Here is a 25,063-nt window from a genome sequence, read left to right as displayed (position 1 = left end):
GCCGCGCGGAGCCGTACCAAGGTACGGCGAGCACGGCAACAACGCCAGACGCCCCGGGGCGCCGCTTTACGCCACCTTTTTGGCCTTTTCGAAGGCTTCGTCGATCGTGCCGACCATATAGAACGACTGCTCGGGCAGGTGGTCGCATTCACCGGCGGTGATCATCTTGAAACCACGGATGGTTTCGGCCAGCGGCACGTACTTGCCGGGCGAGCCGGTGAACACTTCAGCGACGTGGAAGGGCTGCGACAGGAAACGCTGGATCTTGCGGGCGCGGGCCACGGCCAGCTTGTCTTCCGGCGCCAGTTCGTCCATGCCCAGGATGGCGATGATGTCGCGCAGTTCCTTGTAGCGCTGCAGCGTGCCTTGCACGGCGCGGGCGGTTTCGTAGTGGTCCTGGCCCACCACCAGCGGATCGAGCTGGCGGCTGGTGGAGTCCAGCGGGTCCACGGCGGGGTAGATGCCCAGCGCGGCGATGTCACGGCTCAGCACCACGGTGGAATCCAAGTGGGCGAAGGTGGTGGCGGGCGACGGGTCGGTCAAGTCATCGGCAGGCACGTACACGGCCTGGATGGAGGTGATCGAGCCGACCTTGGTGGAGGTGATGCGCTCTTGCAGACGGCCCATTTCTTCGGCCAGCGTCGGCTGGTAGCCCACGGCGGAAGGCATGCGGCCCAGCAGGGCGGACACTTCGGTACCGGCCAGGGTGTAGCGGTAGATGTTGTCCACGAAGAACAGCACGTCACGGCCTTCGTCGCGGAACGACTCGGCGATGGTCAGGCCGGTCAGGGCCACGCGCAGACGGTTGCCCGGCGGCTCGTTCATCTGGCCGTAGACCATCGCAGCTTTCGAGTCCTCGAGCTTCTCGAGGTTCACGACGCCGGAGTCGGCCATCTCGTGATAGAAGTCGTTGCCTTCGCGGGTGCGCTCACCCACACCAGCGAACACCGACAGACCGCTGTGGGCCTTGGCGATGTTGTTGATGAGTTCCATCATGTTCACGGTCTTGCCCACACCGGCACCACCGAACAGACCCACCTTGCCGCCCTTTGCGAACGGGCAGACCAGATCGATCACCTTGATGCCGGTTTCCAGCAGTTCCTGCGAGGGGGACAGTTCGTCGTAGGCGGGAGCCTTGCGGTGGATCGAAGCCGTCAGGGTCTGATCGACCGGGCCACGCTCGTCGATAGGCGCACCCAGCACGTCCATGATGCGGCCCAGGGTGGCCTTGCCGACCGGGACCATGATGGGGTTGGCGGTGTTGGACACCACCATACCGCGGCGCAGGCCGTCGGACGAGCCCAGCGCAATGGTGCGCACCACGCCGTCGCCCAGCTGCTGCTGGACTTCCAGCGTCAGGGTGGAGCCTTCCATTTTCAGCGCGTCGTAAACGCGCGGCATCTGGTTGCGCGGAAATTCCACGTCCACGACGGCGCCGATGCACTGGACGATCTTGCCTTGTACTTGAGACATGATGGATACCTTCTGTTTTCTCTGGATTCGGTTGGGCGGCTGCTTCAGACCGCGGCGGCACCGGCGACGATTTCCGAAAGTTCTTTCGTGATCGCGGCCTGACGGGTCTTGTTGTAGACCAGCTTGAGTTCACCGATGACGCTGCCGGCGTTGTCGGTGGCGGCCTTCATTGCCCACCATGCGGGCGGATTGCTCGGACGCCATGTTCTCGGCGACCGCCTGGTACACCTGGGCTTCCACGTAGCGCAGCAGCAGTTCGTCGATGACGGTGGCTGCATCGGGTTCGTAGATGTAGTCCCAGTCGCGGCCACCGGCGTTGTCCTGCAAGGTGCCTGCATTGAGCGGCAGCAGTTGCTCGATCACCGATTCCTGCTTCATCGTGTTGATGAATTTGGTGTACGACAGGTAGACCGCGTTGATGCGACCTTCGGTGTACGCATCGAGCAGCACCTTGACGGGGCCGATCAGCTTTTCCAGGTGAGGCGTGTCGCCCAGCCCGGTCACGCTGGACACCACCTTGGCACCGATGCGGTTGAGGAAGCCCAGGCCCTTGTTGCCGATCGCCACGGCCTCGGCGCTCACGCCCTGGGCCTGCAGTTCCTTGAGCTGGGTCGTCACCGCACGCAACACGTTGGTGTTGAGACCACCGCACAGACCCTTGTCGGTCGTGACCACGACAAAACCGGCGGTCTTGGCGTCGTTGGTCTGCATGAACGGGTGCGTGTACTCCGGGTTGGCCCGGCTCAGGTTGCCAGCGATCTGGCGCACCTTCTCGGCGTAGGGACGCGCGGAGCGCATGCGCTCCTGCGCCTTGCGCATCTTGGAGGCGGCGACCATTTCCATGGCTTTGGTGATCTTCTTGGTGTTCTCCACCGATTTGATCTTGCCGCGTATTTCCTTACCTGCTGCCATTGGGGCTCCTTAGCTGGTCAATGGGGCGGATCAGTACGTGCCGGTCTTCTTGAAATCGGCAACCGCGGCGGCGAGCTGGGCTTCGGCTTCTTTGTCCTTGTCCAGCGCCTTGCCGCCTTCCATCTTCTGCAGCAGGGCGGCGTGCTTGTCCTTCAGGAAGGCGTGCAGGCCGGCTTCGAACGACAGCACCTTCTTGACGTCGATGTCGTCCAGATAGCCCTTGTTCACAGCGAACAGCGAGGCGGCCATCAGGCTGATGGACAGCGGCGCGTATTGGGCCTGCTTCAGCAGTTCGGTCACGCGGGCACCGCGGTCGAGCTGCTTGCGGGTGGCTTCGTCCAGGTCGGAAGCGAACTGCGCGAACGCAGCCAGTTCACGGTACTGGGCCAAGTCGGTACGGATGCCGCCGGACTGCTTCTTGATCAGGTCCGTCTGGGCAGCACCACCGACGCGCGACACCGAGATACCGGCGTTGATGGCGGGGCGGATACCGGCGTTGAACAGGCTGGTTTCCAGGAAGATCTGGCCGTCGGTGATCGAGATCACGTTGGTCGGCACGAAAGCGGACACGTCGCCGGCCTGCGTTTCGATGATGGGCAGTGCGGTCAGCGAACCGGTCTTGCCCTTGACTTCACCCTTGGTGAAGGCTTCGACGTAGTCGGCGTTCACGCGGGCTGCGCGTTCGAGCAGACGGCTGTGGAGGTAGAACACGTCGCCGGGGTAGGCTTCGCGGCCTGGTGGGCGGCGCAGCAGCAGCGAGACCTGGCGGTAGGCCACGGCCTGCTTGGACAGATCGTCATAAACGATCAGCGCGTCCTGGCCACGGTCGCGGAAGTATTCGCCCATGGTGCAGCCGGAGTAGGCCGACAGGTACTGCATGGCAGCGGATTCGGAAGCCGAAGCGGCCACGACGATGGTGTAGTCCATCGCGCCAGCCTGCTCCAGGGCACGCACCACGTTCTTGATCGACGAGGCCTTCTGGCCGATCGCGACGTAGACGCAGGTCATGTTCTGACCCTTCTGGTTGATGATCGCGTCGATCGCCACGGCGGTCTTGCCGGTCTGGCGGTCACCGATGATCAGCTCGCGCTGGCCACGGCCGACGGGCACCATGGAGTCGATCGACTTCAGGCCGGTCTGCACCGGCTGGTCCACCGATTTGCGGGCGATCACGCCCGGGGCGACCTTCTCGATCACGTCGGTCATCTTGGCGTTGACCGGACCCTTGCCGTCGATCGGCTGGCCCAGGGCGTTGACCACGCGGCCAACGAGCTCGGGACCGACCGGCACTTCCAGGATGCGGCCCGTGCACTTCACGGTGTCGCCTTCGGAGATGTGCTCGTACTCGCCCAGAATCACGGCGCCGACGGAGTCGCGCTCGAGGTTCAGCGCCAGGCCGAAGGAAGGCACGCCATCCTTGTTGGCCGGGAATTCCAGCATTTCGCCCTGCATCACGTCGGACAGGCCGTGGACACGGACGATACCGTCGGTGACCGAGACCACAGTGCCCTGGTTGCGCACATCGCTGGATGCGCCCAGACCCTCGATGCGGGACTTGATCAGTTCGGAGATTTCGGCGGGATTGAGTTGCATGACTCTTTCCTTCTTTCGTTAAATGGTGTGCAGGCGCGCCCGGAAAAACAGCCGTCAGGCCGTCAGGGCAATCTTCATTTGTTCCAGGCGGGCTTTGACCGAGGTGTCGAGCACCTCGTCGCCCACCACCACGCGAATGCCGCCGATCAGATCGGGCTGCAGTTTCACCTGGAGGTTGAGCTTGCGTCCAAAGCGCTTTTCCAGCACCCCGGAGAGCTCGGCCAGCGTGGCGCTGTCCACCTCGAAGGCGCTGTGGACCACCGCGTCGTACGCCCCCAGCTGCGCGTTCTTCAGCGCGCGGAACTGGGCGGCGATCTCGGGCAGGGCCTCGATGCGGCCGTTCTCGATCACGGTGCGCAGGAAGTTCTGGCCGATGGCGGGCAGGCTGCTCTTGAGCAGGCCGGTCATGAGCGAAAGCACCTGATCGGGTTCGGTCTTGGGGCTGTCGGCGAACTGACGCAGCTGTTCATTGGCGGCCAGGGCAGCCAGCTCGTCGAGCCAGGCCGCGGCGCCAGCCGCGTCAGGGCCTGCGGCCTTGAACAGCGCTTCCGCATAGGGGCGGGCAATGGTGGCGATTTCTGCCATGGTGGTCCTTTGAATGCCGGTCGGTGGCGTCAGGCTCGGATCAGAGCTCGGTCTTCAGGCGGCCCAGCAATTCGGCGTGAACGCCGGCATTGATTTCGCGCTTGAGGATCTGCTCGGCACCCTTGACGGCCAAGGCAGCCACCTGCTCGCGCAGGGCTTCGCGGGCCTTGACGACCTGCTGATCGGCGTCCTGGCGGGCGGCCGCCACGATCTTCGAAGCCTCTTCGGTGGCACGGGCCTTGGCTTCTTCGATCACGGTCTGGGCACGTCGCTCGGCGTCGGCCAGGCGGGTGGCGGATTCGTTGCGCGATTTGCTCAACTCTTCTTCCACCCGCTTGTTGGCCACGGCCAGTTCGGTCTTGGCTTTTTCGGAAGCGGCCAGGCCTTCGGAAATCTTCAACGCACGCTCATCGAGCGCCTTGGCGATGGGTGCGCAGCACGAATTTCATCGTGAACCACACCAGAATCGCGAAGACGATGGCCTGCGCAAAGAGGGTTGCATTGATGTTCATCGCAACGCCTTTCTGTGTGTTGACAAGAGGGGTGACGCACCGACTGCCGACACGGGTGGCGGATGGTGGCGACGGGATGGAAGGCCGTCACCGCAACACCAGCCCGCGCGGGGCAGCGAGCCGATTTACAGCGTGAACGGGTTCGCGAAAGCGAACAGCAGGGCGATGCGCACGCCGATCAGGAAGGCAGCGTCGATCAGACCGGCCAGAATGAACATCTTGGTCTGCAGGTCGTTCATCAGCTCGGGCTGACGGGCCGACGATTCGAGGAATTTGCCGCCCATCAGCGCGATGCCGATGGATGCGCCGATGGCGCCCAGACCGACGATGAGACCGCAAGCCAGTGCGACAAGACCCAGAACGTTTTCCATGATGACTCCTATGAAGTGGAAGTTTGTTGAGAAAGGAAAGAAACGAGAGAAACCGAATGCGACCTAGAGAGCCGCGTCAGTGAGCGTCATGCGCCTGCCCCAGATAGATCAGGGCCAGCATCATGAAGATGAACGCTTGCAAGGTGATGACCAGAATGTGGAACAAGGTCCACACCGTGCCAGCGATCAGGTGACCGATGAAGAAGAGCGAGCCGCCCAGCGACAGGGTGGCGTAGGCGCCCAGCAGGGCGATCAGCATGAACACCAGCTCGCCGGCGAACATGTTGCCGAACAGCCGCATGCCGTGCGAGACCGTCTTGGCGACGAACTCGATCATCTGCATCAGGAAGTTGACGATGCCCAGCAGCAGGGCCCAGACCGGGTTCTTGCTGGTGCCGAAAGGCGCGCTCACGAGTTCGTGCGCCCAGCCGCCCAGGCCCTTGATCTTGATGTTGTAGAACAGGCACATCAGCAGCACCGACACCGACAGACCCAGGGTGGTCGACAGGTCGGCGGTTGGCACGACGCGCAGGTAGTCCTTGAAGCCCATGGCCGGGCCGGCGCTGTGCCAGATCTGGGGAATCAGGTCCACCGGGATCATGTCCATGAAGTTCATCATGAAGATCCAGACGAACACCGTCAACGCCAGGGGGGCGACGAGCTTGCGGCTCTGGGCGTTGTGGATGACGGATTTGGCCTGCGAATCGACCATTTCCACCAGCATTTCGACGGCGGCCTGGAAGCGGCCGGGCACGCCGGCCGTGCGCGGCGCGGGCGGCACGCCAGAGCACGAACACCGTGAGCAGACCCAGCAGCGCGCTCACCACGACGGAGTCGAGGTTGATCACCGAGAAATCGACGATGGATTCCTGCTTGTGGTTCGTCAAGTGGACGAGGTGGTGGCGGATATATTCGCCCGGGGTCAAAGTGCCTTCAGCAGCCATGTTCGTGTGTCCGATGAGCCGGAGAGTCAACCGTTTGCATTTGATCGCTTGGCCTGGATGAGGTATCCAAACCAATAGACCTTGAGAACCAACACAAGCCCGGCCAGAAGGCCGAACCAATTCAAGGGAGAGACCACCCAGGGGGCTGCGGCCAACATGACCACCGCCAACAGGATCTTGACGCCCTCCCACAGCAGGAAGCCGGCAAATGCCGCGTTGGCGTGCTTCGCCCACACACGGGACATTGCACTGGAGGTCAACCCGTAGGCCATGAGAGCCGAAGGAATTGCCACCGCCGCCGCGCCATACAGAACCGACCACGCCACCGAGGACGACTGCCACAGCAGTCCACCCACGATGCTCGCCGCCAGCCCCACCAGCCACTGCACCATCACCAGCCGCCAGAGCGAGAGCACTGGCTGGCCAACCCGCCACTGCTGCGCTTCTTCGCGCGTCAATGGCTTGAAATCGGATTCCTGCTCCCCATCTTCCTGGTCTGTCCAACCGGGCGGGATCGAATGGCCTTGCGTCATGTTCGACCTCGCGCGTGACAAACAGACGACAAAGCGCCTGGGTTGCAAAGCCGCTCATTATACGTAGAAACCCCAGCCCTCCGTCAATATTCGGCGGACGGGATAACCGTGCCCGCCACGCGCCCCGAGGGTGCGGCCGATAATCCCGCCATGACCGACCTGCCCGACTCCCTGTGCTTCCTGGATGGGGACTACGGTCCGCTGCGGGAGGCCCGCGTGAGTGTGCTCGACCGCGGTTTCATCTTTGGCGACGGCATCTACGAGGTGCTCCCCGCCTATGGCGGCCGCGTGTTCCGCTTCGCCGAACACATGGCGCGGCTGGAGCGCTCGCTGCGCGAACTGCGCATTCCCAACCCGTTTTCGCCCGACGAATGGCTGGGCATCGCGCGGCGCCTGATCGCCGACCAGCAGACCCGCGGCGTGCACGACCAGCTCGTCTATATACAGATCACCCGGGGCGTGGCCCCGCGCGACCACGTGATGCCGCCCGGCCTCCAACCCACGGTGTTCGCGATGGCCAACCCGATGAAGCTGCGCACCCCGGAGCAACGCGCCCACGGCGTGGCCTGCGTCACCGCCGATGACTTTCGCTGGCGCAAGGCCCACATCAAGGCCACCAGCCTGCTGGGCTCGGTGATGGCGCGCCAGATCGCCGCCGATGCGGGCGCGGTGGAGGTCGTGATGTTCCGCGACGGCTTTCTGAGCGAAGGCGCGTCCAGCAACGTGTGGGCGGTCAAGGATGGCGTGGTCATGGGCCCGCCCAAGGACAACCTCGTGCTCGAGGGCATCCGCTTCGGGCTCGTCGAGGAACTCTGCCGGCAGCAAGGCCTCCGGCACGAGCTTCGCCGCGTCACGCGCGCGGAGGTGCTGTCGGCCGACGAGCTGCTGCTGTCTTCGGCCACCAAGGAAGTGCTGTCCATCACCACGCTGGACGGCGCGCCGGTGGGGCATGGCGCCCAGCGCGGCCAGCCTGGCCCCGTCTGCGCGAGCCTCTATGCGGGCTACCAGCGCGCGGTGGCCGCGCAATCGATCTGAAGAACTGGAAAATGGACCGATGGAACTCCCGCCCGACATCCCCCCCGAACAATCGCTCATCACCTACCCGAGCGACTTCCCCATCAAGGTGATGGGCGCCAACGTGGAAGGTTTTGCCACCGCCATGACGCATGTGGCGCGCGCCTTCGACCCCGGCTTCGACGAAAGCACGATCGAACAGCGCCCGAGCAAGGCCGGCAACTACCTGGGCCTCACGCTCACGGTGCACGTGACCAGCCGCGAGCAGCTCGACGAGCTCTACCGCACGCTGACCACGCACCCGATGGTCAAAGTCGTGCTGTGATCATTCGCACACTGGGCCGGGTGGACCACGCGCCCACCTACGAGGCGATGCAGGCCTTCACCGCGGCGCGCACGGCCGACACGCCCGACGAACTCTGGATCTGCGAACACGACCCCGTCTTCACCCAGGGCCTGGCGGGTCGCGAAGACCACCTGCTGGCCCCGGGCGACATCCCGGTGGTGTCGACCAACCGCGGCGGCCAGGTGACCTACCACGGGCCGGGCCAGGTGGTGGCCTACCCGCTGATCGACCTGCAGCGCGCGGGTTACTTCGTCAAGGAGTATGTCTACCGCGTGGAAGAGGCGGTGATCCGCACCCTGGCTACCTTCGGCGTGACCGGCCACCGCGTGGCTGGCGCGCCCGGCATCTACGTGCGGCTGGACGACCCCGGCAGCCACGCCCTGCTGCCGCAGCGGCCGCAGAAACGGAACCCGGGCGAACCCCTGCCCCCACCCGACTTCACCGGCCTGGGCAAGATCGCCGCGCTGGGCATCAAGGTCAGCCGCCACTGCACTTACCACGGCGTGGCGCTCAATGTGGCGATGGATCTTCAACCCTTCGATCGCATCAACCCCTGCGGCTACGCGGGCCTGCCCACGGTCGACCTTTCTACAATCGGGGTCGCGGCGTCCTGGGACGACGCCGCGGCGGTGCTGAGCCAGAAGCTCATCGCCACCCTGAGCCCCTGACCCCAACCGCGCCCATGCCATGACCCGCCTCGACACCCCCACGGCCCCCGCCAGCAGCACCGTCCGCGACGCCCAGCCCGCTGCCAGCTACGACGCCACGGCCAAGCAGAAAAGCCAGGCCAAGACCGCGCGCATCCCGATCAAGATCGTGCCGGCCGAGGTGCTGAAGAAGCCCGAGTGGATTCGCGTCAAGGCCGGCAGCCCGACCACCCGCTTCTACGAGATCAAGGACATCCTGCGCACCAACAAGCTGGTGACGGTGTGCGAGGAAGCGAGCTGCCCGAACATCGGCGAGTGCTTCGGCAAGGGCACAGCCACCTTCATGATCATGGGCGACAAGTGCACGCGCCGCTGCCCGTTCTGCGACGTGGGCCACGGCCGCCCCGATCCGCTGGACGTGAACGAGCCCGACAACCTGGCCAAGACGATCGCGCAGCTGAACCTGAAGTACGTGGTGATCACCAGCGTGGACCGCGACGACCTGCGCGATGGCGGTGCCGGCCATTTCGTGGCCTGCATCGAAAAGACGCGCGCCCTGTCGCCCCAGACGCAGATCGAGGTGCTGGTGCCCGACTTCCGGGGCCGCGACGACCGCGCGCTCGACATCCTCAAAGCCGCGCCGCCCGATGTGATGAACCACAACCTCGAGACCGTGCCGCGCCTGTACAAGGAAGCACGCCCGGGCTCGGACTACCAGTTCAGCCTGAACCTTCTCAAGAAGTTCAAGGCGCTGTTCCCGCACGTGCCGACCAAGAGCGGCCTCATGGTCGGCCTGGGCGAGACCGACGAGGAAATCCTCGAGGTGATGCGCGACATGCGCGCGCACCACATCGACATGCTGACCATCGGCCAGTACCTCGCCCCCAGCGGCCACCACCTGCCGGTGCGCCGCTACGTGCACCCCGACACCTTCAAGATGTTCGAGGCCAAGGCCTACGAAATGGGCTTCACGCATGCCGCCGTGGGCGCCATGGTGCGCAGCTCGTACCACGCCGACCAGCAGGCCCATGGCGTGCTCAACCCCGAAGTGAAGTGACATGCCCGCCGCGCACGACCACCTGAGCGTGCGCGACTACGGCGCCTCGCACGGCAGCCACGACCACGACCACTTCCAGATCCTGGTGGGCCTGGAAGGTGTGCTCGAACTGGAGGTGGCGGGACGCGGGCAACGCATCGCCGCCGGCGACGGCTGCGTGGTGCCGCCGGGCGAACACCACGATTTCGAAGGACGGGACGCCACGCGCTGCCTGGTGCTGGACTCGCACGACCCCGCCTGGGCCCGGGCCGTCGCGGCGCCGCCCCCCGGCGTGCAGCCCCTGGCGCGTTACCTGGCCGCCGCCGTGTCGGCGGGCCTGCCACGCGCCCGCCAGGCCGGCGCCGGCCTGCTGCTCGAAGCCTGGTTGCAACACGGCCCCGCCACCGCCCTGCCCCTGGAACGGCCTCGCCGCCCCATCGACTGGGCCGCGCTGAACCAGTGGCTGCAAGCGCGCTGGCAAACCCCGCTGACCGTGGCCGACCTGGCCTCGCAGGTGCACCTGAGCCCATCGCAGTTCACCGCGCGCTGCCAGGCCGAGCAGGGCGACAGCCCCATGCAGTGGCTGCGCCGACAGCGCCTGGCCCAGGCCCGCGCCTGGCGCGCCCATGGGCTGAGCGTGGCCGAGACGGCGCGGCGCATCGGTTACCGCTCGCCCTCGGCCCTGACGGCCGCCCTGCGCCGCGAGCCGCCCCGCGGCTGAGCGCCACTCAAGACCCGCGAAACGCGACGACACACCAGCGGATCGCGACGAAGGCCCGGGCTAAGCTCCGGGCATGAGCCTCTCCTTCCTGCCCGGCCACCGATGAGCCGGCCCAACCACTCCCTGGCACTGGGCATCGGCTTTGGCGCCGCCGCCGGTGCCGCCTGGGGCTTCGTGTTCCTGGCCCCCGAACTCGCGCGCGACTTCTCGCCCTTGCAACTCTCGGCCGCCCGCTACCTGGCCTATGGCCTGGTGGCGCTGGCCCTGATCGCGCCGCGCTGGCGCGCCGTGGCGCCCCGGTTGGGCCGACCGGAGTGGTGGGCCCTGCTGCGCCTGAGCCTGCTGGGCAACATCCTGTACTACGTGCTGTTGGCATCCGCCGTTCAGCTCGGTGGCATGGCCATGACTTCGCTGGTCATCGGTTTCCTGCCGGTGGCGGTCACGCTCATCGGCAGCCGGGGCCACGGGGCCGTACCGCTGCGCCGGCTCGCGCTCACCCTGGCGCTGGGCATCGCGGGCATCGCCTGCGTGGCCTGGCAGGCGCTGGGCGTGCCGTCCGAGGCGCCGGTGGCCGACCGCCTCACAGGTTTTCTCTGCGCCCTCGGTGCGCTGGCGGCCTGGACCGCCTACGCCGTGAGCAACAGCCGCTGGCTGGTGCGCCTGGACCATGTGTCCTCGCACGACTGGAGCCTGCTCACCGGCCTGGTGACGGGTGGGCTGGCCCTGCTGCTGGCGGTGCCAGCCTTCATGGGCAGCCGCCTGAGCGACCACACCGGCGCGCAATGGGGAAGCTTCATCGGCGTGGCCGCCGGCATCGCCGTCGTGGCCTCGATCCTCGGCAACGCGTTCTGGAACCGGGCCAGCCGCCTGCTGCCGCTGACCATGATCGGGCAGATGATCCTGTTCGAGACCCTGTTCGCCCTGCTCTACGGCTTCCTGTGGGAGGCGCGCTGGCCCACCGCGCTGGAGGCCCTGGCGATGGTGCTCGTGAGCGCCAGCGTGCTGGCGGGCATCTCGGCGCACCAGCCGCAGCCGGCGCCGGAGCACGGCAACTAGTCGGTCATCAGGGCCGCGGGGTCTTCCGCGGCGAGCACGCTCTGCGCCCAGGTCTGCAGGCGCGTGGTGTCGCAGCGCAGGATCTGCTGCTTGACCGCCAGGATCTGCGAGGGGTGCATGGAAAAGCTGCGCAGCCCCAGGCCCAGCAGCAACCGCGTGAGGCTCACGTCGCCCGCCATCTCACCACACACGCTCACGCCCTTGCCCTTGGCCCGGCATTGCTCGATGGTGCTGGCCAGCAGGTGCAGCACCGCCGGGTGCACCGGGTCGTAGAGGTGCGACACCGCTTCGTCCGCGCGGTCGATCGCCAGCGTGTACTGGATCAGGTCGTTGGTGCCGACGGACAGGAAATCGAAATAGCGCAGGAACAGCGGAATGGTCAAGGCCGCGGCCGGCACCTCGATCATCGCGCCGAGCTTGACGTGGCCATGGGCGATGCCGGCGTTGTCCAGCTGTTCGCGGGCGCGGTTGACCAGCGCCAGGGTCTGGCGGATCTCGCTGGCGTGCGCCAGCATGGGAATGAGCAGGTGCACCGGGCCGTGCGCGGCGGCACGCAGGATGGCGCGCAGTTGCACCAGGAACATGGCCGGCTCGGCCAGGCTCCAGCGGATCGCGCGCAAACCCAGCGCCGGGTTGAGGTGGTCCTCGCCCGCGCGCGAGGCGCCCCGGTCCAGCGGCTTGTCCGCACCCACGTCGACCGTGCGGATGGTGACCGGCAGGCCCTGCATGCCCTCGACCGCGCGCCGGTAGGCGTGGTACTGCTCTTCCTCGTCGGGCAGTTTGCCGGCCCGCCCCATGAACAGGAACTCGCTGCGAAACAGGCCCACGCCCACGGCGCCGGCCTTGAGCGCCGCCACGGCGTCCTCGGGCTGTTCGATGTTGGCCAGCAGTTCGATCTTCTGGCCATCGAGCGTGACGGCCGGCGTGTTCTTCAGGCGCGAGAGGCGCTCGCGCTCGACCTCGCCCTGGCGTTGCTTGAAGCCGTACTCGGCCAGCAGGATGGGCGAGGGATCGACCAGCACCACGCCGGCATCCCCATCGATGATGACCCAGTCGTCCTGCTGGATCAGCTGGCTGGACGAGCGCGCGCCCACCACCGCCGGGATGTCCATGCTGCGCGCGACGATGGCGGTGTGGCTGGTCTTGCCGCCCACGTCGGTGACGAAACCGGCGAAGACGCTCTGCTTGAACTGCAGCATGTCGGCGGGCGACAGGTCGTGCGCAATCAGCACCAGCGGCGCCTCGATGCTGCTGTCGTGCACCGCCTTGGCTTCGCCACCCGGCGCCACCGGCGAGGCCACGCCGCGCATGAAGCGCAGCATGCGCTCGACCACCTGCTCCAGGTCGGCCTTGCGCTCGCGCAGGTACGGGTCTTCCATTTCGTCGAACTGGCGCGCGATCACCTCGAGCTGGGTGGTCAGCGCCCATTCGGCGTTGTAGTGGCGGTCCACGATCCAGTGCTTCACGCCGCTGGTGAGCTGCTCGTCCTGCAGCAGCATCAGGTGCACGTCGAGCAGCGCGGTGAGTTCGGGGTGCGCGTCATTGGGGCCGAGGTCGTGCAGGCTGTGCTGCACCTTCACGATTTCCTCGGCCACCGCGTTGCGCGCGTGGCGCAGGCGTTCGATCTCGCTCTCGACCTGCTCGGCCTGCACGAAGTAGTGCGCCACGTCCACACGGCTGGACGCCACGATCACGGCCCGCCCGATGGCAATGCCCCGGGAGACCGCCAGACCGTGGATGGAGATGGTCATTCGCCCTCGCCGAACTTGTCGTTGACGAGCGCCACCAGCGCGTCCATGGCAGGTTGCTCGTCCTTGCCATCGGTCTCGATCTCGACCACGCTGCCGATGCCGGCGGCCAGCATCATGACGCCCATGATGCTCTTGGCGTTGACGCGCCGTTCGCCGCGCGACATCCACACATCGCAGGCGAAGCCGCCGGCGAGTTTGGTGAGTTTGGCCGAGGCGCGCGCGTGCAGCCCGAGCTTATTGCTGATGGTCACGGTGGTCTTGATCATGCGTGGCTCGTTTGGCCTGGTTCTGGGGCGCGGTCACCGCCACCTGGATGACACCTTGCGTGGCGCCGATCATGGCGCGCGAGATCAGCGCATCCAGCGATTCATGGCGGTACGACACGGTGCGCAACAGCATGGGCAGGTTCACGCCGGTGATGAGTTTGGAATTGATGCCGTCGATGAGTTTCTGCGCCACGTTGCAGGGCGTGGCGCCGAACACGTCGGTCACGACCAGCGTCTGCGGCAGGTGCATCTGGCGCATCAGCGCGCGGGCCTGCGCCAGCGACTCCTCGGGCGGCACGTTGGGTTGCACATCCAGCGCCGACACCGCGTCGGCGCTGTCGGGGAACACATGCAGCACGCACTGGCGCAGTGCGGAGGCCAGCGGCGCGTGCGCCATGATGAGGATGCCGTTCATGGCCCCAGTTTAGCCCGCGCGGCCGGCCGCGCGGCGCAGGTGGGCGCGCAGGAACACGGCGTAGGCGAGAACGCCACAGACGGCAAAGAGGGTGATGGCGCCGCGGTAGCGGGCGACCTCGTTGTCCACGAACAGCCCCAGGGCATCGATCAGCAGCCCGATGCCCCACTGCACCACGAACACGCCACCAAAGATGACCAGGTTGTAGCCCGAGAGCGCCCGCCCGGCGGCCTCGGCCGGCAGGGCCAGGGCCACGGCGGGCTGGGACAGCGAGCCGACCGTGCAGCTGACGCAATACAGGGCCCAGAGCGGCCAGCCGGCGCGCTCGCCCAGCAGCACGATGGCGCCCAGCACCACGAAACTCAGCGGCAGGCCCCAGGCGATCAGGCGCTCGGGCAGCCAGCCCTGGCGCGCCAGCCGCGGGTTGAACACCCCCCAGAGCCAGAAGGTGCACAGCATGCAGAGGTTGATGCCGAACAGGCCGCCGGCCGCCTGCTCCGGCGTGTAGCCCGCGACCTTCACCATCCAGGGCCCGGCCCACAGCGTCTGCACGGCGATCATGCCGCCGTAGTTGACGAAGCCGATCGGCACCATCTGGCGGAAATAGGGATGGCGCCAGACCATGCCGTAACCCGGCTCGGAAACCGGCGCGGCGGCCTCCGCCGGCTCGGTCCGCCGCCAGCGCGGCACCGTCCAGACGATGCCCACCATCGACAGCAGGATCAACCCGCCCAGCAGCCAGAACAGGCCGCGCCAGCCGGTCAGCGGCATCAGCCACTGCACCGGCAAGGTGGCGGCCACCATGCCGAACGAGCCGGTCATGAGCATCCAGGAATTGGCGCGCATCTGCGCCAGGGGCGTGAGCCAGCGCCGATAGCCGGTAAGCGGGGCCATCAGGCAGGCGCTCACGCCCATGCCGATGAGCACGCGCGCGGCCAGCAGCCAGGTGAAGCTGGTGGCCAGCGCAAACGCGGCACAGCCGGCAACCGCCACCCCCAGGAACCACAGGATCACGGTGCGCGGGCCATGGCGGTCCAGCCAGTTGCCCAGCGGCAGTTGCGTGAGCGCGAAGCCGAAGAAATAGCCTCCGGCCAGCAGGCCGAGATCGCCCGCATTGAGCGACATCTCGGCGCTCAGGGTGGGCGAGAGCGTGGCCGTGATGGCGCGCAACAGCGCCGACAGGAAATACGCGAGCGCGAAGGTCAGGAAGACGATGACCACCGTGCGCGGCGCGAGCAACTCGCTTTGCGGGGGGCGCGGCGCCACCGCGCCGTCGAGGCGCACGGGACCGGGTCGAACAGTCGGGTTCATGGCAGCTTGAGTCCGTCAAAAAAGGCGGTGGTCACGTCGTCGCGCAGCGCGGGGCCATAGACTGCCGCCTGGTACACCTGCGTGCCGCGCGCGAAATGCACCGCGCGCACCTGCACCGGTTGGCCTTGGTGGTCGGTGCCTTGCGCCGCCAGGCCCAGGGCCTGGGTGGCGCCGGGCACAGCCGCCGGCCAGCGTGTCGCGGGGTCGTCGGCCCGCGCCGGGTCGACGCGCACGGCCCCCAGCGAGGCGCGGCGCCAGCCGTTCAGCGCGGCGGGCACGCGGGCGGCGTTACCCAGCTCGGCCCAGGCCAAGGCGAAGGTCAGGCCACCCGTGTCGCAGCTGTGCATGTGCAACTCGGCCGGCGCACCGCCATCGAGCGGCACCGGCCGCGCGGCGGACTCGGGCTTGCAGGGCATGAGCGCCAGCAAAGTCGTGCCCTCGGGGCGCAATTCGCGCCAGTTGAAGGTGGGGTTGCACGCACTGAGGACCAGCCCGGCGGACAGCGCGAGCCCCAGCGGGCGCAGGCGGCGGCGCGGCGCACCGCCGGGAACGGGGACAGACATGGAATTCCAGCCAGAGAGGCCACCGCCGGGACACCGCAGCGAAGGCGGGGTCGCGCACAATGGCAACATGAATGCTCTGGATGGTATCCGCATACTTGATCTCTCGCGCGTGCTCGCCGGCCCCTGGTGCACGCAGACGCTGGCCGATCTGGGCGCCGATGTGGTGAAGGTGGAGCGCCCTCCGGGCGCGGGCCATCCCGGCGGCGACGACACCCGCGGCTGGGGCCCGCCCTTTCTGCAGGGACGCGATGGCCAGGACACCGCCGAGGCGGCCTACTACCTGGGTGCGAACCGCAACAAGCGCTCCATCACCTGCGACATCGCCACGCCCGAGGGCCAGGCCCTGATCCGCGAGCTGGCCGCCAAGGCCGATGTGTTCGTCGAAAACTACAAGGTCGGCGACATGGCGCGCTACGGTCTGGACTACGCCGCGCTGCGCGCGATCAACCCCCGACTCGTCTACTGCTCCATCACCGGCTTCGGCCAGACCGGTCCCTACAAGGACCGCGCGGGCTACGACTTCGCCATCCAGGCCATGGGCGGCCTCATGAGCGTGACCGGCGAGCGCGATGCGCTGCCCGGCGGCGGCCCGCAGAAGGTGGGCGTGGCGGTGACCGACCTGTTCACCGGCCTGTACGCGACCATCGCCATCCAGGCCGCGCTGCGCCACGCGGAGCGCACCGGCGAAGGCCAGCAGATCGACATGGCGCTGCTTGACACCCAGGTCGCCATGCTCGCCAATCTGGGCGCCAACTACCTGGTGCGCGGCCGGGATGAAGGCAAGGTGCCGGGCCGGGCGGGCAATGCCCACGCCAACATCGTGCCGTACCAGGCCTTTGAGGTCGCGCCGGATGCACAAGGTCAGGCGCAATACATCATCCTGGCCGTGGGCAACGATGGCCAGTTCGCCAAGTTCTGCGCGGTGGCCGGACGGCCCGGGCTCGCCACCGACCCGCGCTTCGCGCAGAACCAGAACCGCGTGCGCCACCGCGAGGTGCTGGTGCCCTTGCTGGCCGACCTGCTCAAGACGCGCGGCAAAGCCGACTGGCTGGCCGCGCTGGAGGCCGCCAAGGTGCCCTGCGGCCCGATCAACAACCTCGCCGAGGTGTTCGCCGACGGGCACGTGCGCTCGCGCGACATGGTGCACACCTGGTCGCACCCGCTGGCCGAGGCGGTCGACCTCGTCGCCAGCCCGCTCAAGCTCAGCGCCACGCCGGTGCGCAACGACCTGCCGCCACCGCTGTTGGGCCAGCACACGGCCGAGGTGCTGGATGACTGGCTGGCCTGCCCGCCCGAGCGCCTGGCCGAACTTCAACGCCGCGGCGCGGTCTGAACCACGACGCCCCAACTTCGTGACACCCATGAGCGACATCGCCACGCCCCCACCCGCCACCGCCGCGCAGGCCTTGCCCACCCCCACCTCGCTGCGCGGCGCCGCGCAAGCCGCGGCCGCCCGCGGCGAGCCTCTGGTGGTGATGACCACGCTGACCGGCTGCCCCTATTGCGCCATCGTGCGCAACCACTACCTGCTGCCCATGCGGCGAGAAGGTAAGGTCCACGCGGTGCAGATCGACGTGATGGACCGCACCGGCAACCTGCAAGGTTTTGATGGGCAACTGAGCACGCCGGCCGAGCAGGCTCGGGCGTGGAAGGCCCGCTTCACGCCGACGGTGCTGTTCTTCGGCCCGGACGGGCGGGAACTCGCCGAGCGCCTGGTCGGCATTGCGGTGCCCGACTTCTACGGTGAGTACCTGGAGGCCCGCCTGGCCGAGGCCAGGCAGAAGCTCAAGTAATTTCGAAAAAGTATCGCAAGGAGGCGCTTACTTCAAGGTGCCAAAGACCTTTTTCAGGATGGCGCTGCCGGTGCCCACCGGGTCCTGGCGGATCTTGCGCTCTTCCTCGCCAATGATGGTGTAGAGCCCGTCGAGCGATTTGCCGGTGACGTAGCGCTGGATGTTGGCGTCTTCCGACTTGACCAGCCCGATGCCCGCGGCCTTGCCAGCCACCTTGTTGTACTGGTTCGCCAGACCCACCTTCTCTGTGGCCTTGGTCACGATGGGCAGGAACTTCTCGCCCAGCGGGCTGCGCGTTTTTTCAGCAAAGAACTGCGTCACGGCGTTGTCGCCCCCGCCCAGGATGTTCTTGGCGTCGGTCACGTTCATGGACTTCACCGCCCCCACCAGCACATCGCGCCCCATCGGCACGGCCGCCTCGGCAGCCCGGTTCATGCTGGTGACGAGTTCGTCGACCCGTTTGCCCTGGCCGGTCATCTTGAGCAGCTTGGACGCATCCTCGAGAAATCCGGGCAAGGGAATCCGAACTTTTGGGTTGCCCAGGAATCCATCCGTCTTGCCCAGCAAGGCCACCGCGGCCAGCGCGCCCTTTTCCAGGGCCACCTTGATGCCCTGGCTGGCGTCGCCTTCGGTGAGATCGCCCAAGGACAAGGCCCTGGCCTGCTGATGGGCGGCGAGGACCAGAAGGCCGATCATCGCGGTGGTGGACTGGGTAAACTGGCGGCGCTGCATGGCGGTTCCTCCGGGAAGCAAGCTGTTCAATGAATGACGTGGGGCAATGTAGCCCCCGGGAAGTGAAAAGACAATGACCGATCTCAGCCCCCGCGGCCAGCACCGCCGGCGCACCCTTCAAGCGGCCGCCGCGCTGGGTGCCCTCGGCGCCCTGGGCTTGGCGGGTTGCGCGGGCCGCGACGCGGCGCCCGAATCCACCTTCGTGCTGCTCGATGGCAGCAAGGCCACCACCGCCGACCTCAAGGGCAAGGTCACGCTGGTGAATTTCTGGGCCACGACCTGCGTCACCTGCGTGAAGGAAATGCCCTCCATCGTCGCCACGTACCAGAAGTACCAGGGACAGGGCTTCGAGACCGTGGCCGTGGCCATGGAGTACGACCCGCCGGCCTGGGTGCTCAACTTCGCGCAGTCGCGCCAGCTGCCCTTCAAGGTCGCGCTGGACAACACCGGCGACATCGCCAAGCAATGGGGCGACGTCAAGCTCACGCCCACCACCTACCTGGTGGACAAACAGGGCCGCATCGTCAAACGCTATGTGGGGGAACCCGATTTTCCCGCGCTGCACAAGCTGATCGAAGAGCTGCTGGCCCAGCAGGCCTGAACCTTCACGCGCGAGCTTCCATGAAAAAAGGCCGGGATCGTTCCCGGCCTTTTTGTTTGGAGGCGATCCGTCTTATTTGCGGAACGCGTCGTGGCAGGCCTTGCAGGTCTGGGCCGTGGCGCCGAACGCGGTCTTCACGCTGTCGAGGTTGCCCGTTTTCGCGGCGGCCGCCAGCTGGGCGGTGGCGCTCTGGAGCTTCTCCGAGTTCTCCTTGAACTTGGCCTGTTCGGTCCAGATCACGGGCAAGGCGCCGGTGTCGCCCTTGTCGGTGCCCGGCACGAAGCCTTCCCACGGCAGCTTGCTCATGGTCTCCACGATCGCGGCGCTCTCGGCGGCCACCTTGGCATCGAAGGGCGCGCGGCCGTTGGCCATCGCACCGATGCGGCTGAAGTGGTTGGCCATCACGGTCAAGGCGCCCTTGCGGTACTTCACCGCGTCTTCGGGCTTCTGGAATTGCGCGAAGGCGGGTGCCGACAGGGTGCCGAAGGCCAGGGCCAAGGCGAGGGGAGCGATTATTTTCATGAAAACTCCTGAGGAGGTTGTGGGGCGTTGCGGCGTGGCTCCGGGAGCCACCCGCTCAGGAGTGTAGGGAATTGGCCAAAGTTCCACTGGAACGTTTTCCGATATACCTTCTCTATTCCTCGATTCCGAATCCAACCCTCCACGATCACCATGCACACCATCCGCGTCTGGGACCTGCCCACCCGTCTGTTCCACTGGCTGCTCGCGGCCTGCGTCATCGGGCTGATCGTCACCGGCAGCATCGGCGGCAACTGGATGAACTGGCACCTTCGCCTGGGCTACGCGGTGTTGACCCTGCTGCTGTTCCGCCTGGTCTGGGGCTTCATCGGCGGCCACTGGTCGCGCTTCACCCGCTTCATCTATGCCCCCTCGTCGCTGGTGGCCTACCTCCGGGGACGGGGCCGGCCCGAGCACTCGGTGGGCCACAGCCCGCTGGGGGCCCTCTCGGTCTTCGCGCTCCTCTTGATCCTCGCCGCCCAAGTGGGCACCGGTCTCATGAGCGACGACGAGATCGCCTTCTTCGGCCCGCTGGTGCGCTTCGTCTCGGGCGAAACGGTGTCGCTGGCGACCGGTTACCACAAGGAAGTCGGCAAGCTCATCGTCTTCGTGCTCGTGGGCCTGCACCTGCTGGCCATCGCCTACTACAAGTGGGTGAAGAAGCAGGGCCTCGTGCGCCCCATGGTGGTGGGCGACAAGCAGGTGCCGGTCCCCGTGCCCAGCACCCGCGACACGGCGGGCACGCGCCTGCTGGCCCTGGTGGTGCTTGGCCTGTGCGCCGCGGCGGTGAGCTGGTTGGTCAGCCTGGGCAACGCCTTCTGAGGCGGCGGTCGGCCCATGCTGTCGTATAGTGGCAGCCACGCCACCCACCGGGCCTCGCGCCCGCCCTCCCCACCGCCATGACCGACACCGGAACCGCCGTGATCTCGCTGAGACCGGCCCAGTTTCCCGACGATCTGCAGACCGTTCGCCAGCTCTTCCTGGAATACCAGGCAGGACTGGGCATCGACCTGTGCTTCCAGGGCTTCGACGCCGAGCTCGCCGAACTGCCCGGCGCTTACGCCCCACCGGCGGGCACGCTGCTGCTGGCCTGCGTGGACGGCGAACCCGCCGGCTGCTGCGCCATGCGCCCGCTCTACAACACCGACCACCTCAACGCCTGCGAGATGAAGCGCCTGTTCGTGCGCCCGGCCTTTCGCGGCTTCGGCCTGGGCCGCCTGCTGGTGGAGCGCGTGCTGTCGGACGGCCAGCTGTCGGGCTACACCACCATGCTGCTCGACACCCTGAGCGACATGGAAACGGCGCGCGCGCTGTACCAGGAGATGGGTTTTGTCGAGGTGGCGCCGTATTACCACAACCCCATTCCGGGTGCGCATTACCTCAAGGTCGATCTCTAGCCGGACAAGCGCCCACAAAAAAGCCGCCAGGTGGCGACACCGGCGGCTTTTTTCTTGGGTGGCGGATCAGGCGCCGGCTTTGGCCTGGGCCAGCAGGGTGTCGGCGTCGCTCACCTCGAACTTGCCGGGGCCTTCCACGTTCAGCGACTGCACCACGCCGTTCTTGACCAGCATCGAGTAACGGTTGCTGCGCAGGCCCATGCCGCGGCCGGTCAGGTCCAGGGTCAGGCCCGTGGCCTTGGCGAAATCGGCGCTGCCGTCGGCCAGCATGCGCACCTTGTCACCCGTCTTCTGATCGCGCGCCCAGGCGCCCATCACGAAAGCGTCGTTCACGCTCAGGCACCAGATCTCGTCCACGCCCGCGGCCTTGAAGTCGGCGGCGTGCTGGACAAAGCCCGGCACGTGCTTGGCGGAACAGGTCGGCGTGAACGCACCGGGCAGCGCGAACACGGCGATCGTCTTGCCCGCCGACGCCTTCTGCACGTCCACCGGGTTCGGGCCGATGCTGCAGCCATTGCCTTCGACTTCGCTGTATTCCATCAGCGTGGCCGCCGGAATCTTGTCACCAACTTTGATCATGTCGTGCTCCTCGTTGTGTGGCCCGCAGGCCGTGGCTGGAAGGCCCGTTCATGCCGGGCCGGAAAAAGAAAAAGCGACCGGATTGTCGGTCGCTTTTTCGATCTGCGCTGCAAGCAACGCAATGGGGCTCAGACCAGCGCGGCCTTTTGCACCAGGCGCGTGGCGACCCAGTTCTTGGTCTTGGACAGCGGACGGCTCTCGGTGATCTCGATCACGTCGCCCATCTTGTACTCGCTCTTTTCGTCGTGAGCGTGGTACTTGCTGGACTTCGCCACGATCTTGTCGTAGAGCTCGTGTTTCACACGGCGCTCCACCAACACCGTCACGGTCTTGGAACGCTTGTCGCTGACCACCTTGCCAACCAAGGTGCGCTTGAGGGATGTTTTAGCTTCCGTCATGGTCACTCCTTATTTGGCCGCGGCGGCGGCGCGCTGCTTCTCGGCCAGAATGGTCTTGGCGCGAGCGATCGCACGGCGGGTGTCACCCAGCGTGGCGTTGTTGTTGAGTTGTTGCGTGGCTTTTTGCATGCGCAGACCGAAGTGGGCCTTTTGCAGTGCCTTCACTTCGGCTTCGAGGCCGGCCACATCCTTTTGGCGCAGTTCAGCAGTTTTCATCTTGTGTTCTCCTGAATCACTGACCCAACATGCGCGTCACGAACGTGGTGCGCAACGGAAGCTTGGCGGCCGCCAGCGTGAATGCCTCGCGGGCCAGCTGTTCGGGCACGCCCACGATTTCGTAGAGCACCTTGCCAGGCTGGATCTCGGCCACGTAGTACTCCACCGAGCCCTTGCCGTTGCCCATACGGACTTCGGCAGGCTTCTGGGAGATCGGCTTGTCCGGGAACACGCGGATCCAGATGCGGCCGCCACGCTTCACGTGACGGGAGATCGCACGGCGTGCGGCCTCGATCTGGCGAGCCGTCAGACGACCGCGGTCGGTCGACTTCAGGCCGAAGTCGCCGAACGCGACGGTGGCGCCACTGGTGGCGACGCCGGTATTGCGGCCTTTTTGTTCTTTACGGAACTTGCGGCGAGCAGGTTGCAACATGTTTATTCTCCTTTGCCGTCCGCAGCTGCAGATGCGGGCGCGGCGTCTTTGCGAACGCGCTTAACGGCGGGTTTGGTTTCGGTGCCGGTGGCTTCGGCAGGCTTGTCGCTGCCATCGGCCGGAGCGGCATTGGCGCCAGGGCGGCGAACTGCGGCGCGGGCAGGAGGACCTGCCGGACGCTCGCGGCGCGGACCACGCGGACGACGCTCTTCTTCCACACGCGGCTCGGCCACCACGGGCGCATCGTTGCGGCCCAGGGTGTCGCCCTTGTAGACCCAGACCTTGACACCGATGATGCCGTAGGTGGTCTTGGCTTCGGACGTGCCGTAGTCGATGTCGGCGCGCAGGGTGTGAAGCGGCACGCGACCTTCGCGGTACCACTCGCAACGAGCGATTTCAATGCCGTTGAGACGGCCCGACGACATGATCTTGATGCCCTGTGCGCCCAGGCGCATGGCGTTCTGCATCGCGCGCTTCATGGCGCGGCGGAACATGATGCGCTTCTCGAGCTGCTGCGTGATGCTGTCGGCGATCAGCTTGGCATCGATTTCGGGCTTGCGCACTTCTTCGATGTTGACCGCAACCGGCACGCCCAGCTTGGCGGCCAGTTCCTTCTTCAGCTTCTCGATGTCCTCGCCCTTCTTGCCGATCACCACGCCCGGACGCGCCGAGTAGATGGTGATGCGGGCGTTCTTGGCGGGGCGCTCGATCACGACGCGCGAAACGGCGGCGTTCTTCAGCTTGCCCTTGAGGTACTCGCGCACCTTGATGTCTTCGGCCAGCATGCCGGCGAAGTCACGGTTGCTCGCGTACCAGCGGCTGGCCCAGTTGCGGGAAACTGCGAGGCGGAACCCGGTGGGGTTGATTTTCTGTCCCATATTCCTGTGACCTCTTCAGTTGCCAACCGTCACGTAGATGTGACACGTGGGTTTGCTGATGCGGTTGCCGCGGCCTTTGGCGCGGGCCGAGAAGCGCTTGAGCGTGGTGCCTTGCTCGACGTAGATGGTCTTGACCTTCAGTTCGTCGATGTCGGCGCCGTCGTTGTGTTCCGCGTTGGCGATGGCGGACTCAAGAGCCTTCTTGACGATGCCAGCGGCCTTCTTCTGCGTGAACGCCAGGATGTTGAGGGCCTGGTCGACCTTCTTGCCACGAATCAGGTCGGCAACCAGTCGGCCTTTGTCGACCGAGAGGCGAACGCCTCGAACGATTGAACGGGTTTCCATGGTTAGTCCTTACTTCTTCGCTTTTTTGTCGGCCGGGTGGCCCTTGAACGTGCGCGTCAGCGAGAACTCGCCGAGCTTGTGTCCCACCATCTGATCGGTGATGTACACGGGCACGTGCTGCTTGCCGTTGTGCACGGCGATGGTCAGGCCGATGAAATCGGGCAGGATCATCGAGCGGCGCGACCAGGTCTTGACGGGCTTTTTGTCCTTGGTGGCTTGGGCTTTTTCAACCTTGGCCAACAGGTGATGGTCGACAAACGGACCTTTTTTGAGTGAGCGAGTCATGTTGTCAACCCTTTACTTCTTGCGACGCGAGACGATCATCGACTGCGTGCGGCGGTTGTTGCGGGTGCGATAGCCCTTGGTCAGGTTGCCCCACGGATCCACCGGAGCGCGGCCTTCGCCGGTCTTGCCTTCACCACCACCGTGCGGGTGGTCGATCGGGTTCATCGCGGTACCGCGAACGGTCGGGCGGATGCCCATGTGACGCTTCACACCGGCCTTGCCCAACTGGCGCAGGCTGTGTTCCTGGTTGGACACTTCGCCGATGGTGGCGCGGCAATCCACGTGGACCTTGCGCACTTCACCCGAGCGCATGCGCACCTGGGCGTAGATGCCTTCGCGGGCCAGCAGCACAGCCGAGGCGCCGGCGGAACGGGCGATTTGCGCGCCCTTGCCGACCTGCAGCTCGATGCAGTGGATGGTCGAACCGACCGGGATGTTGCGGATCGGCAGGGTGTTGCCCACGCGGATCGGCGACTCCGAGCCGGACAGCAAGGTTGCGCCCACTTCAACGCCACGCGGGGCGATGATGTAGCGGCGCTCGCCGTCGGCGTAGCACAGCAGCGCGATGTGCGCCGTGCGGTTCGGGTCGTACTCGATGCGCTCGACCTTGGCCGGGATGCCGTCCTTGTTGCGACGGAAATCGACCACACGGTAGTGGTGCTTGTGACCACCGCCCTTGTGGCGGGTGGTGATGTGACCGTTGTTGTTGCGGCCGGCCTTCTGGAATTGGGGCTCCAGCAGGGGCGCAAAACCCGCACCCTTGTGCAGTTGGTCACGCGTGACCTTCACCATGCCGCGACGGCCTGGCGAAGTCGGTTTCATCTTGATGACTGCCATG

31 protein-coding genes and 3 pseudogenes are annotated in these 25,063 nt (G+C 66.4%); 11 read left to right on the top strand and 23 right to left on the bottom strand.

Annotated elements, in window-relative coordinates; translation table 11 throughout:
* Positions 1-66 precede the first annotated feature (66 nt).
* The 8 genes and pseudogenes from atpD to ACFJI0_RS25700 form a co-directional block, all read right to left on the bottom strand.
* The gene (atpD, locus tag ACFJI0_RS25735; protein WP_382322854.1) at positions 67-1,473 is read right to left on the bottom strand and encodes a F0F1 ATP synthase subunit beta; all 1,407 of its coding nucleotides are present in this window, start codon (positions 1,471-1,473) and stop codon (positions 67-69) included.
* Between the two features lie 44 nt (positions 1,474-1,517).
* Positions 1,518-2,385, bottom strand: a pseudogene (gene atpG / locus ACFJI0_RS25730) (F0F1 ATP synthase subunit gamma).
* 30 nt (positions 2,386-2,415) lie between these two features.
* Entirely contained in the window at positions 2,416-3,978 is a 1,563-nt protein-coding gene (gene atpA / locus ACFJI0_RS25725; RefSeq protein WP_382322853.1) for a F0F1 ATP synthase subunit alpha, read from the bottom strand.
* Positions 3,979-4,032: 54 nt separating this feature from the next.
* Positions 4,033-4,563 (bottom strand): F0F1 ATP synthase subunit delta, encoded by a 531-nt coding sequence (locus tag ACFJI0_RS25720; RefSeq protein WP_291114483.1) that lies wholly within the window; start codon positions 4,561-4,563, stop codon positions 4,033-4,035.
* 40 nt (positions 4,564-4,603) lie between these two features.
* Positions 4,604-5,075: pseudogene (locus ACFJI0_RS25715) on the bottom strand (F0F1 ATP synthase subunit B).
* A gap of 125 nt (positions 5,076-5,200) precedes the next feature.
* The gene (gene atpE / locus ACFJI0_RS25710) at positions 5,201-5,446 is read right to left on the bottom strand and encodes a F0F1 ATP synthase subunit C (protein WP_382322852.1); all 246 of its coding nucleotides are present in this window, start codon (positions 5,444-5,446) and stop codon (positions 5,201-5,203) included.
* Positions 5,447-5,522: 76 nt separating this feature from the next.
* Positions 5,523-6,390: pseudogene (gene atpB, locus ACFJI0_RS25705) on the bottom strand (F0F1 ATP synthase subunit A).
* A gap of 26 nt (positions 6,391-6,416) precedes the next feature.
* On the bottom strand, positions 6,417-6,923 hold the full coding sequence (locus ACFJI0_RS25700; RefSeq protein ID WP_382322851.1) for an ATP synthase subunit I: 507 nt from the start codon (positions 6,921-6,923) through the stop codon (positions 6,417-6,419).
* Between the two features lie 150 nt (positions 6,924-7,073).
* On the opposite strand from ACFJI0_RS25700, the gene ACFJI0_RS25695 reads away from it, so the two are divergent.
* The 6 genes from ACFJI0_RS25695 to ACFJI0_RS25670 all read left to right on the top strand — a co-directional run bounded on the left by ACFJI0_RS25695 (position 7,074) and on the right by ACFJI0_RS25670 (position 11,743).
* Entirely contained in the window at positions 7,074-7,958 is an 885-nt protein-coding gene (locus ACFJI0_RS25695) for a D-amino acid aminotransferase (protein WP_382322850.1), read from the top strand.
* 19 nt (positions 7,959-7,977) lie between these two features.
* Positions 7,978-8,262: a DUF493 family protein gene (locus ACFJI0_RS25690; RefSeq protein WP_382163125.1), complete on the top strand. Its 285-nt coding sequence runs from the start codon at positions 7,978-7,980 to the stop codon at positions 8,260-8,262.
* The gene (gene lipB, locus ACFJI0_RS25685; RefSeq protein WP_382322849.1) at positions 8,259-8,951 is read left to right on the top strand and encodes a lipoyl(octanoyl) transferase LipB; all 693 of its coding nucleotides are present in this window, start codon (positions 8,259-8,261) and stop codon (positions 8,949-8,951) included. Before ACFJI0_RS25690 ends, lipB begins: the two co-directional genes overlap by 4 nt.
* A 19-nt stretch (positions 8,952-8,970) precedes the next feature.
* Positions 8,971-9,987: a lipoyl synthase gene (gene lipA / locus ACFJI0_RS25680; RefSeq protein ID WP_291114503.1), complete on the top strand. Its 1,017-nt coding sequence runs from the start codon at positions 8,971-8,973 to the stop codon at positions 9,985-9,987.
* Position 9,988: 1 nt separating this feature from the next.
* Positions 9,989-10,687, top strand: coding sequence for an AraC family transcriptional regulator (locus ACFJI0_RS25675; protein WP_382322848.1), 699 nt, complete (start codon positions 9,989-9,991; stop codon positions 10,685-10,687).
* 102 nt (positions 10,688-10,789) lie between these two features.
* On the top strand, positions 10,790-11,743 hold the full coding sequence (locus ACFJI0_RS25670) for a DMT family transporter (RefSeq protein WP_382322847.1): 954 nt from the start codon (positions 10,790-10,792) through the stop codon (positions 11,741-11,743).
* Here ACFJI0_RS25670 and ptsP read toward each other — a convergent pair.
* From ptsP to ACFJI0_RS25645, 5 genes are read right to left on the bottom strand one after another with little or no spacing between them, the layout of a single operon-like run.
* Positions 11,740-13,494 (bottom strand): phosphoenolpyruvate--protein phosphotransferase, encoded by a 1,755-nt coding sequence (gene ptsP / locus ACFJI0_RS25665; protein ID WP_382163135.1) that lies wholly within the window; start codon positions 13,492-13,494, stop codon positions 11,740-11,742. The genes ACFJI0_RS25670 and ptsP overlap by 4 nt on opposite strands.
* On the bottom strand, positions 13,491-13,760 hold the full coding sequence (locus ACFJI0_RS25660) for an HPr family phosphocarrier protein (RefSeq protein WP_297398850.1): 270 nt from the start codon (positions 13,758-13,760) through the stop codon (positions 13,491-13,493). The genes ptsP and ACFJI0_RS25660 overlap by 4 nt, the downstream gene beginning before the upstream one ends.
* A complete protein-coding gene (locus ACFJI0_RS25655) occupies positions 13,729-14,175 on the bottom strand; it encodes a PTS sugar transporter subunit IIA (RefSeq protein ID WP_382163137.1) in 447 nt (148 codons plus the stop codon). Before ACFJI0_RS25655 ends, ACFJI0_RS25660 begins: the two co-directional genes overlap by 32 nt.
* 9 nt (positions 14,176-14,184) lie before the next feature.
* Positions 14,185-15,486 carry an MFS transporter gene (locus ACFJI0_RS25650; RefSeq protein WP_382322846.1) on the bottom strand — a complete coding sequence of 434 codons (1,302 nt, stop codon included), beginning with the start codon at positions 15,484-15,486 and terminating at the stop codon, positions 14,185-14,187.
* Positions 15,483-16,049 (bottom strand): hypothetical protein, encoded by a 567-nt coding sequence (locus ACFJI0_RS25645; RefSeq protein ID WP_382322845.1) that lies wholly within the window; start codon positions 16,047-16,049, stop codon positions 15,483-15,485. The genes ACFJI0_RS25650 and ACFJI0_RS25645 overlap by 4 nt, the downstream gene beginning before the upstream one ends.
* Positions 16,050-16,116: 67 nt before the next feature.
* On the opposite strand from ACFJI0_RS25645, the gene ACFJI0_RS25640 reads away from it, so the two are divergent.
* Together ACFJI0_RS25640 and ACFJI0_RS25635 are read left to right on the top strand one after the other, a co-directional pair.
* Positions 16,117-17,382: a CaiB/BaiF CoA transferase family protein gene (locus ACFJI0_RS25640; protein ID WP_382322844.1), complete on the top strand. Its 1,266-nt coding sequence runs from the start codon at positions 16,117-16,119 to the stop codon at positions 17,380-17,382.
* Positions 17,383-17,410: 28 nt separating this feature from the next.
* Positions 17,411-17,842 (top strand): thioredoxin fold domain-containing protein, encoded by a 432-nt coding sequence (locus tag ACFJI0_RS25635; protein WP_382322843.1) that lies wholly within the window; start codon positions 17,411-17,413, stop codon positions 17,840-17,842.
* 27 nt (positions 17,843-17,869) lie between these two features.
* Here ACFJI0_RS25635 and ACFJI0_RS25630 read toward each other — a convergent pair whose 3' ends face one another.
* A complete protein-coding gene (locus tag ACFJI0_RS25630) occupies positions 17,870-18,574 on the bottom strand; it encodes a DUF4197 domain-containing protein (RefSeq protein ID WP_382322842.1) in 705 nt (234 codons plus the stop codon).
* A gap of 73 nt (positions 18,575-18,647) precedes the next feature.
* Here ACFJI0_RS25630 and ACFJI0_RS25625 point away from each other — a divergent pair, with 73 nt between their 5' ends.
* Positions 18,648-19,175 (top strand): TlpA family protein disulfide reductase, encoded by a 528-nt coding sequence (locus tag ACFJI0_RS25625; protein ID WP_382163147.1) that lies wholly within the window; start codon positions 18,648-18,650, stop codon positions 19,173-19,175.
* Positions 19,176-19,247: 72 nt separating this feature from the next.
* On the opposite strand, the gene ACFJI0_RS25620 is transcribed toward ACFJI0_RS25625, so the two are convergent.
* Positions 19,248-19,697: a c-type cytochrome gene (locus ACFJI0_RS25620; RefSeq protein ID WP_382163149.1), complete on the bottom strand. Its 450-nt coding sequence runs from the start codon at positions 19,695-19,697 to the stop codon at positions 19,248-19,250.
* Positions 19,698-19,847: 150 nt separating this feature from the next.
* Here ACFJI0_RS25620 and ACFJI0_RS25615 point away from each other — a divergent pair, with 150 nt between their 5' ends.
* Positions 19,848-20,516, top strand: a complete 669-nt coding sequence (locus ACFJI0_RS25615; protein ID WP_382322841.1) for a cytochrome b/b6 domain-containing protein — start codon at positions 19,848-19,850, stop codon at positions 20,514-20,516.
* A 77-nt stretch (positions 20,517-20,593) separates the two neighbouring features.
* A complete protein-coding gene (locus ACFJI0_RS25610) occupies positions 20,594-21,091 on the top strand; it encodes a GNAT family N-acetyltransferase (protein ID WP_291114544.1) in 498 nt (165 codons plus the stop codon).
* A 66-nt stretch (positions 21,092-21,157) separates the two neighbouring features.
* Here ACFJI0_RS25610 and ACFJI0_RS25605 read toward each other — a convergent pair whose 3' ends face one another.
* The 8 genes from ACFJI0_RS25605 to rplB all read right to left on the bottom strand — a co-directional run bounded on the left by ACFJI0_RS25605 (position 21,158) and on the right by rplB (position 25,062).
* A complete protein-coding gene (locus ACFJI0_RS25605; protein WP_382322840.1) occupies positions 21,158-21,670 on the bottom strand; it encodes a peroxiredoxin in 513 nt (170 codons plus the stop codon).
* Positions 21,671-21,798: 128 nt separating this feature from the next.
* Positions 21,799-22,068 (bottom strand): 30S ribosomal protein S17, encoded by a 270-nt coding sequence (gene rpsQ / locus ACFJI0_RS25600; protein WP_291114550.1) that lies wholly within the window; start codon positions 22,066-22,068, stop codon positions 21,799-21,801.
* A 9-nt stretch (positions 22,069-22,077) separates the two neighbouring features.
* Positions 22,078-22,284, bottom strand: coding sequence for a 50S ribosomal protein L29 (gene rpmC, locus ACFJI0_RS25595; RefSeq protein WP_291114553.1), 207 nt, complete (start codon positions 22,282-22,284; stop codon positions 22,078-22,080).
* A gap of 16 nt (positions 22,285-22,300) precedes the next feature.
* Entirely contained in the window at positions 22,301-22,717 is a 417-nt protein-coding gene (rplP, locus tag ACFJI0_RS25590; RefSeq protein ID WP_066089098.1) for a 50S ribosomal protein L16, read from the bottom strand.
* A 2-nt stretch (positions 22,718-22,719) separates the two neighbouring features.
* Entirely contained in the window at positions 22,720-23,595 is an 876-nt protein-coding gene (gene rpsC / locus ACFJI0_RS25585) for a 30S ribosomal protein S3 (RefSeq protein WP_291114559.1), read from the bottom strand.
* 15 nt (positions 23,596-23,610) lie between these two features.
* A complete protein-coding gene (gene rplV, locus ACFJI0_RS25580) occupies positions 23,611-23,940 on the bottom strand; it encodes a 50S ribosomal protein L22 (RefSeq protein WP_137918325.1) in 330 nt (109 codons plus the stop codon).
* Positions 23,941-23,949: 9 nt separating this feature from the next.
* Positions 23,950-24,225, bottom strand: a complete 276-nt coding sequence (rpsS, locus tag ACFJI0_RS25575) for a 30S ribosomal protein S19 (protein WP_204735724.1) — start codon at positions 24,223-24,225, stop codon at positions 23,950-23,952.
* Between the two features lie 12 nt (positions 24,226-24,237).
* Positions 24,238-25,062: a 50S ribosomal protein L2 gene (gene rplB, locus ACFJI0_RS25570; RefSeq protein ID WP_291114567.1), complete on the bottom strand. Its 825-nt coding sequence runs from the start codon at positions 25,060-25,062 to the stop codon at positions 24,238-24,240.
* Between the last annotated feature and the right edge of the window lies 1 nt (position 25,063).

The sequence above is a fragment of the Hydrogenophaga sp. UC242_53 genome (assembly GCF_042696965.1).
Classification (GTDB): Bacteria; Pseudomonadota; Gammaproteobacteria; order Burkholderiales; family Burkholderiaceae_C; genus Hydrogenophaga.
This window is presented reverse-complemented; position numbering and strand designations above follow the sequence as displayed.

What these genes read in the sequence shown, in the direction of transcription:
- rpsQ (WP_291114550.1), bottom strand. Translation starts at nt 22,068, where the DNA reads ATGACGGAAGCTAAAACATCCCTCAAGCGCACCTTGGTTGGCAAGGTG.
- ACFJI0_RS25650 (WP_382322846.1), bottom strand. Translation starts at nt 15,486, where the DNA reads ATGAACCCGACTGTTCGACCCGGTCCCGTGCGCCTCGACGGCGCGGTG.
- ACFJI0_RS25605 (WP_382322840.1), bottom strand. Translation starts at nt 21,670, where the DNA reads ATGATCAAAGTTGGTGACAAGATTCCGGCGGCCACGCTGATGGAATAC.
- ACFJI0_RS25620 (WP_382163149.1), bottom strand. Translation starts at nt 19,697, where the DNA reads ATGAAAATAATCGCTCCCCTCGCCTTGGCCCTGGCCTTCGGCACCCTG.
- ACFJI0_RS25645 (WP_382322845.1), bottom strand. Translation starts at nt 16,049, where the DNA reads ATGTCTGTCCCCGTTCCCGGCGGTGCGCCGCGCCGCCGCCTGCGCCCG.
- atpE (WP_382322852.1), bottom strand. Translation starts at nt 5,446, where the DNA reads ATGGAAAACGTTCTGGGTCTTGTCGCACTGGCTTGCGGTCTCATCGTC.
- lipA (WP_291114503.1), top strand. Translation starts at nt 8,971, where the DNA reads ATGACCCGCCTCGACACCCCCACGGCCCCCGCCAGCAGCACCGTCCGC.
- rplB (WP_291114567.1), bottom strand. Translation starts at nt 25,062, where the DNA reads ATGGCAGTCATCAAGATGAAACCGACTTCGCCAGGCCGTCGCGGCATG.
- ACFJI0_RS25635 (WP_382322843.1), top strand. Translation starts at nt 17,411, where the DNA reads ATGAGCGACATCGCCACGCCCCCACCCGCCACCGCCGCGCAGGCCTTG.
- rplP (WP_066089098.1), bottom strand. Translation starts at nt 22,717, where the DNA reads ATGTTGCAACCTGCTCGCCGCAAGTTCCGTAAAGAACAAAAAGGCCGC.
- ACFJI0_RS25655 (WP_382163137.1), bottom strand. Translation starts at nt 14,175, where the DNA reads ATGAACGGCATCCTCATCATGGCGCACGCGCCGCTGGCCTCCGCACTG.
- ACFJI0_RS25625 (WP_382163147.1), top strand. Translation starts at nt 18,648, where the DNA reads ATGACCGATCTCAGCCCCCGCGGCCAGCACCGCCGGCGCACCCTTCAA.
- ACFJI0_RS25610 (WP_291114544.1), top strand. Translation starts at nt 20,594, where the DNA reads ATGACCGACACCGGAACCGCCGTGATCTCGCTGAGACCGGCCCAGTTT.
- ACFJI0_RS25675 (WP_382322848.1), top strand. Translation starts at nt 9,989, where the DNA reads ATGCCCGCCGCGCACGACCACCTGAGCGTGCGCGACTACGGCGCCTCG.
- rpsC (WP_291114559.1), bottom strand. Translation starts at nt 23,595, where the DNA reads ATGGGACAGAAAATCAACCCCACCGGGTTCCGCCTCGCAGTTTCCCGC.
- atpD (WP_382322854.1), bottom strand. Translation starts at nt 1,473, where the DNA reads ATGTCTCAAGTACAAGGCAAGATCGTCCAGTGCATCGGCGCCGTCGTG.
- ACFJI0_RS25640 (WP_382322844.1), top strand. Translation starts at nt 16,117, where the DNA reads ATGAATGCTCTGGATGGTATCCGCATACTTGATCTCTCGCGCGTGCTC.
- ACFJI0_RS25615 (WP_382322841.1), top strand. Translation starts at nt 19,848, where the DNA reads ATGCACACCATCCGCGTCTGGGACCTGCCCACCCGTCTGTTCCACTGG.
- ACFJI0_RS25670 (WP_382322847.1), top strand. Translation starts at nt 10,790, where the DNA reads ATGAGCCGGCCCAACCACTCCCTGGCACTGGGCATCGGCTTTGGCGCC.
- ACFJI0_RS25695 (WP_382322850.1), top strand. Translation starts at nt 7,074, where the DNA reads ATGACCGACCTGCCCGACTCCCTGTGCTTCCTGGATGGGGACTACGGT.
- rplV (WP_137918325.1), bottom strand. Translation starts at nt 23,940, where the DNA reads ATGGAAACCCGTTCAATCGTTCGAGGCGTTCGCCTCTCGGTCGACAAA.
- ACFJI0_RS25660 (WP_297398850.1), bottom strand. Translation starts at nt 13,760, where the DNA reads ATGATCAAGACCACCGTGACCATCAGCAATAAGCTCGGGCTGCACGCG.
- ACFJI0_RS25700 (WP_382322851.1), bottom strand. Translation starts at nt 6,923, where the DNA reads ATGACGCAAGGCCATTCGATCCCGCCCGGTTGGACAGACCAGGAAGAT.
- ptsP (WP_382163135.1), bottom strand. Translation starts at nt 13,494, where the DNA reads ATGACCATCTCCATCCACGGTCTGGCGGTCTCCCGGGGCATTGCCATC.
- ACFJI0_RS25720 (WP_291114483.1), bottom strand. Translation starts at nt 4,563, where the DNA reads ATGGCAGAAATCGCCACCATTGCCCGCCCCTATGCGGAAGCGCTGTTC.
- rpsS (WP_204735724.1), bottom strand. Translation starts at nt 24,225, where the DNA reads ATGACTCGCTCACTCAAAAAAGGTCCGTTTGTCGACCATCACCTGTTG.
- ACFJI0_RS25630 (WP_382322842.1), bottom strand. Translation starts at nt 18,574, where the DNA reads ATGCAGCGCCGCCAGTTTACCCAGTCCACCACCGCGATGATCGGCCTT.
- atpA (WP_382322853.1), bottom strand. Translation starts at nt 3,978, where the DNA reads ATGCAACTCAATCCCGCCGAAATCTCCGAACTGATCAAGTCCCGCATC.
- ACFJI0_RS25690 (WP_382163125.1), top strand. Translation starts at nt 7,978, where the DNA reads ATGGAACTCCCGCCCGACATCCCCCCCGAACAATCGCTCATCACCTAC.
- rpmC (WP_291114553.1), bottom strand. Translation starts at nt 22,284, where the DNA reads ATGAAAACTGCTGAACTGCGCCAAAAGGATGTGGCCGGCCTCGAAGCC.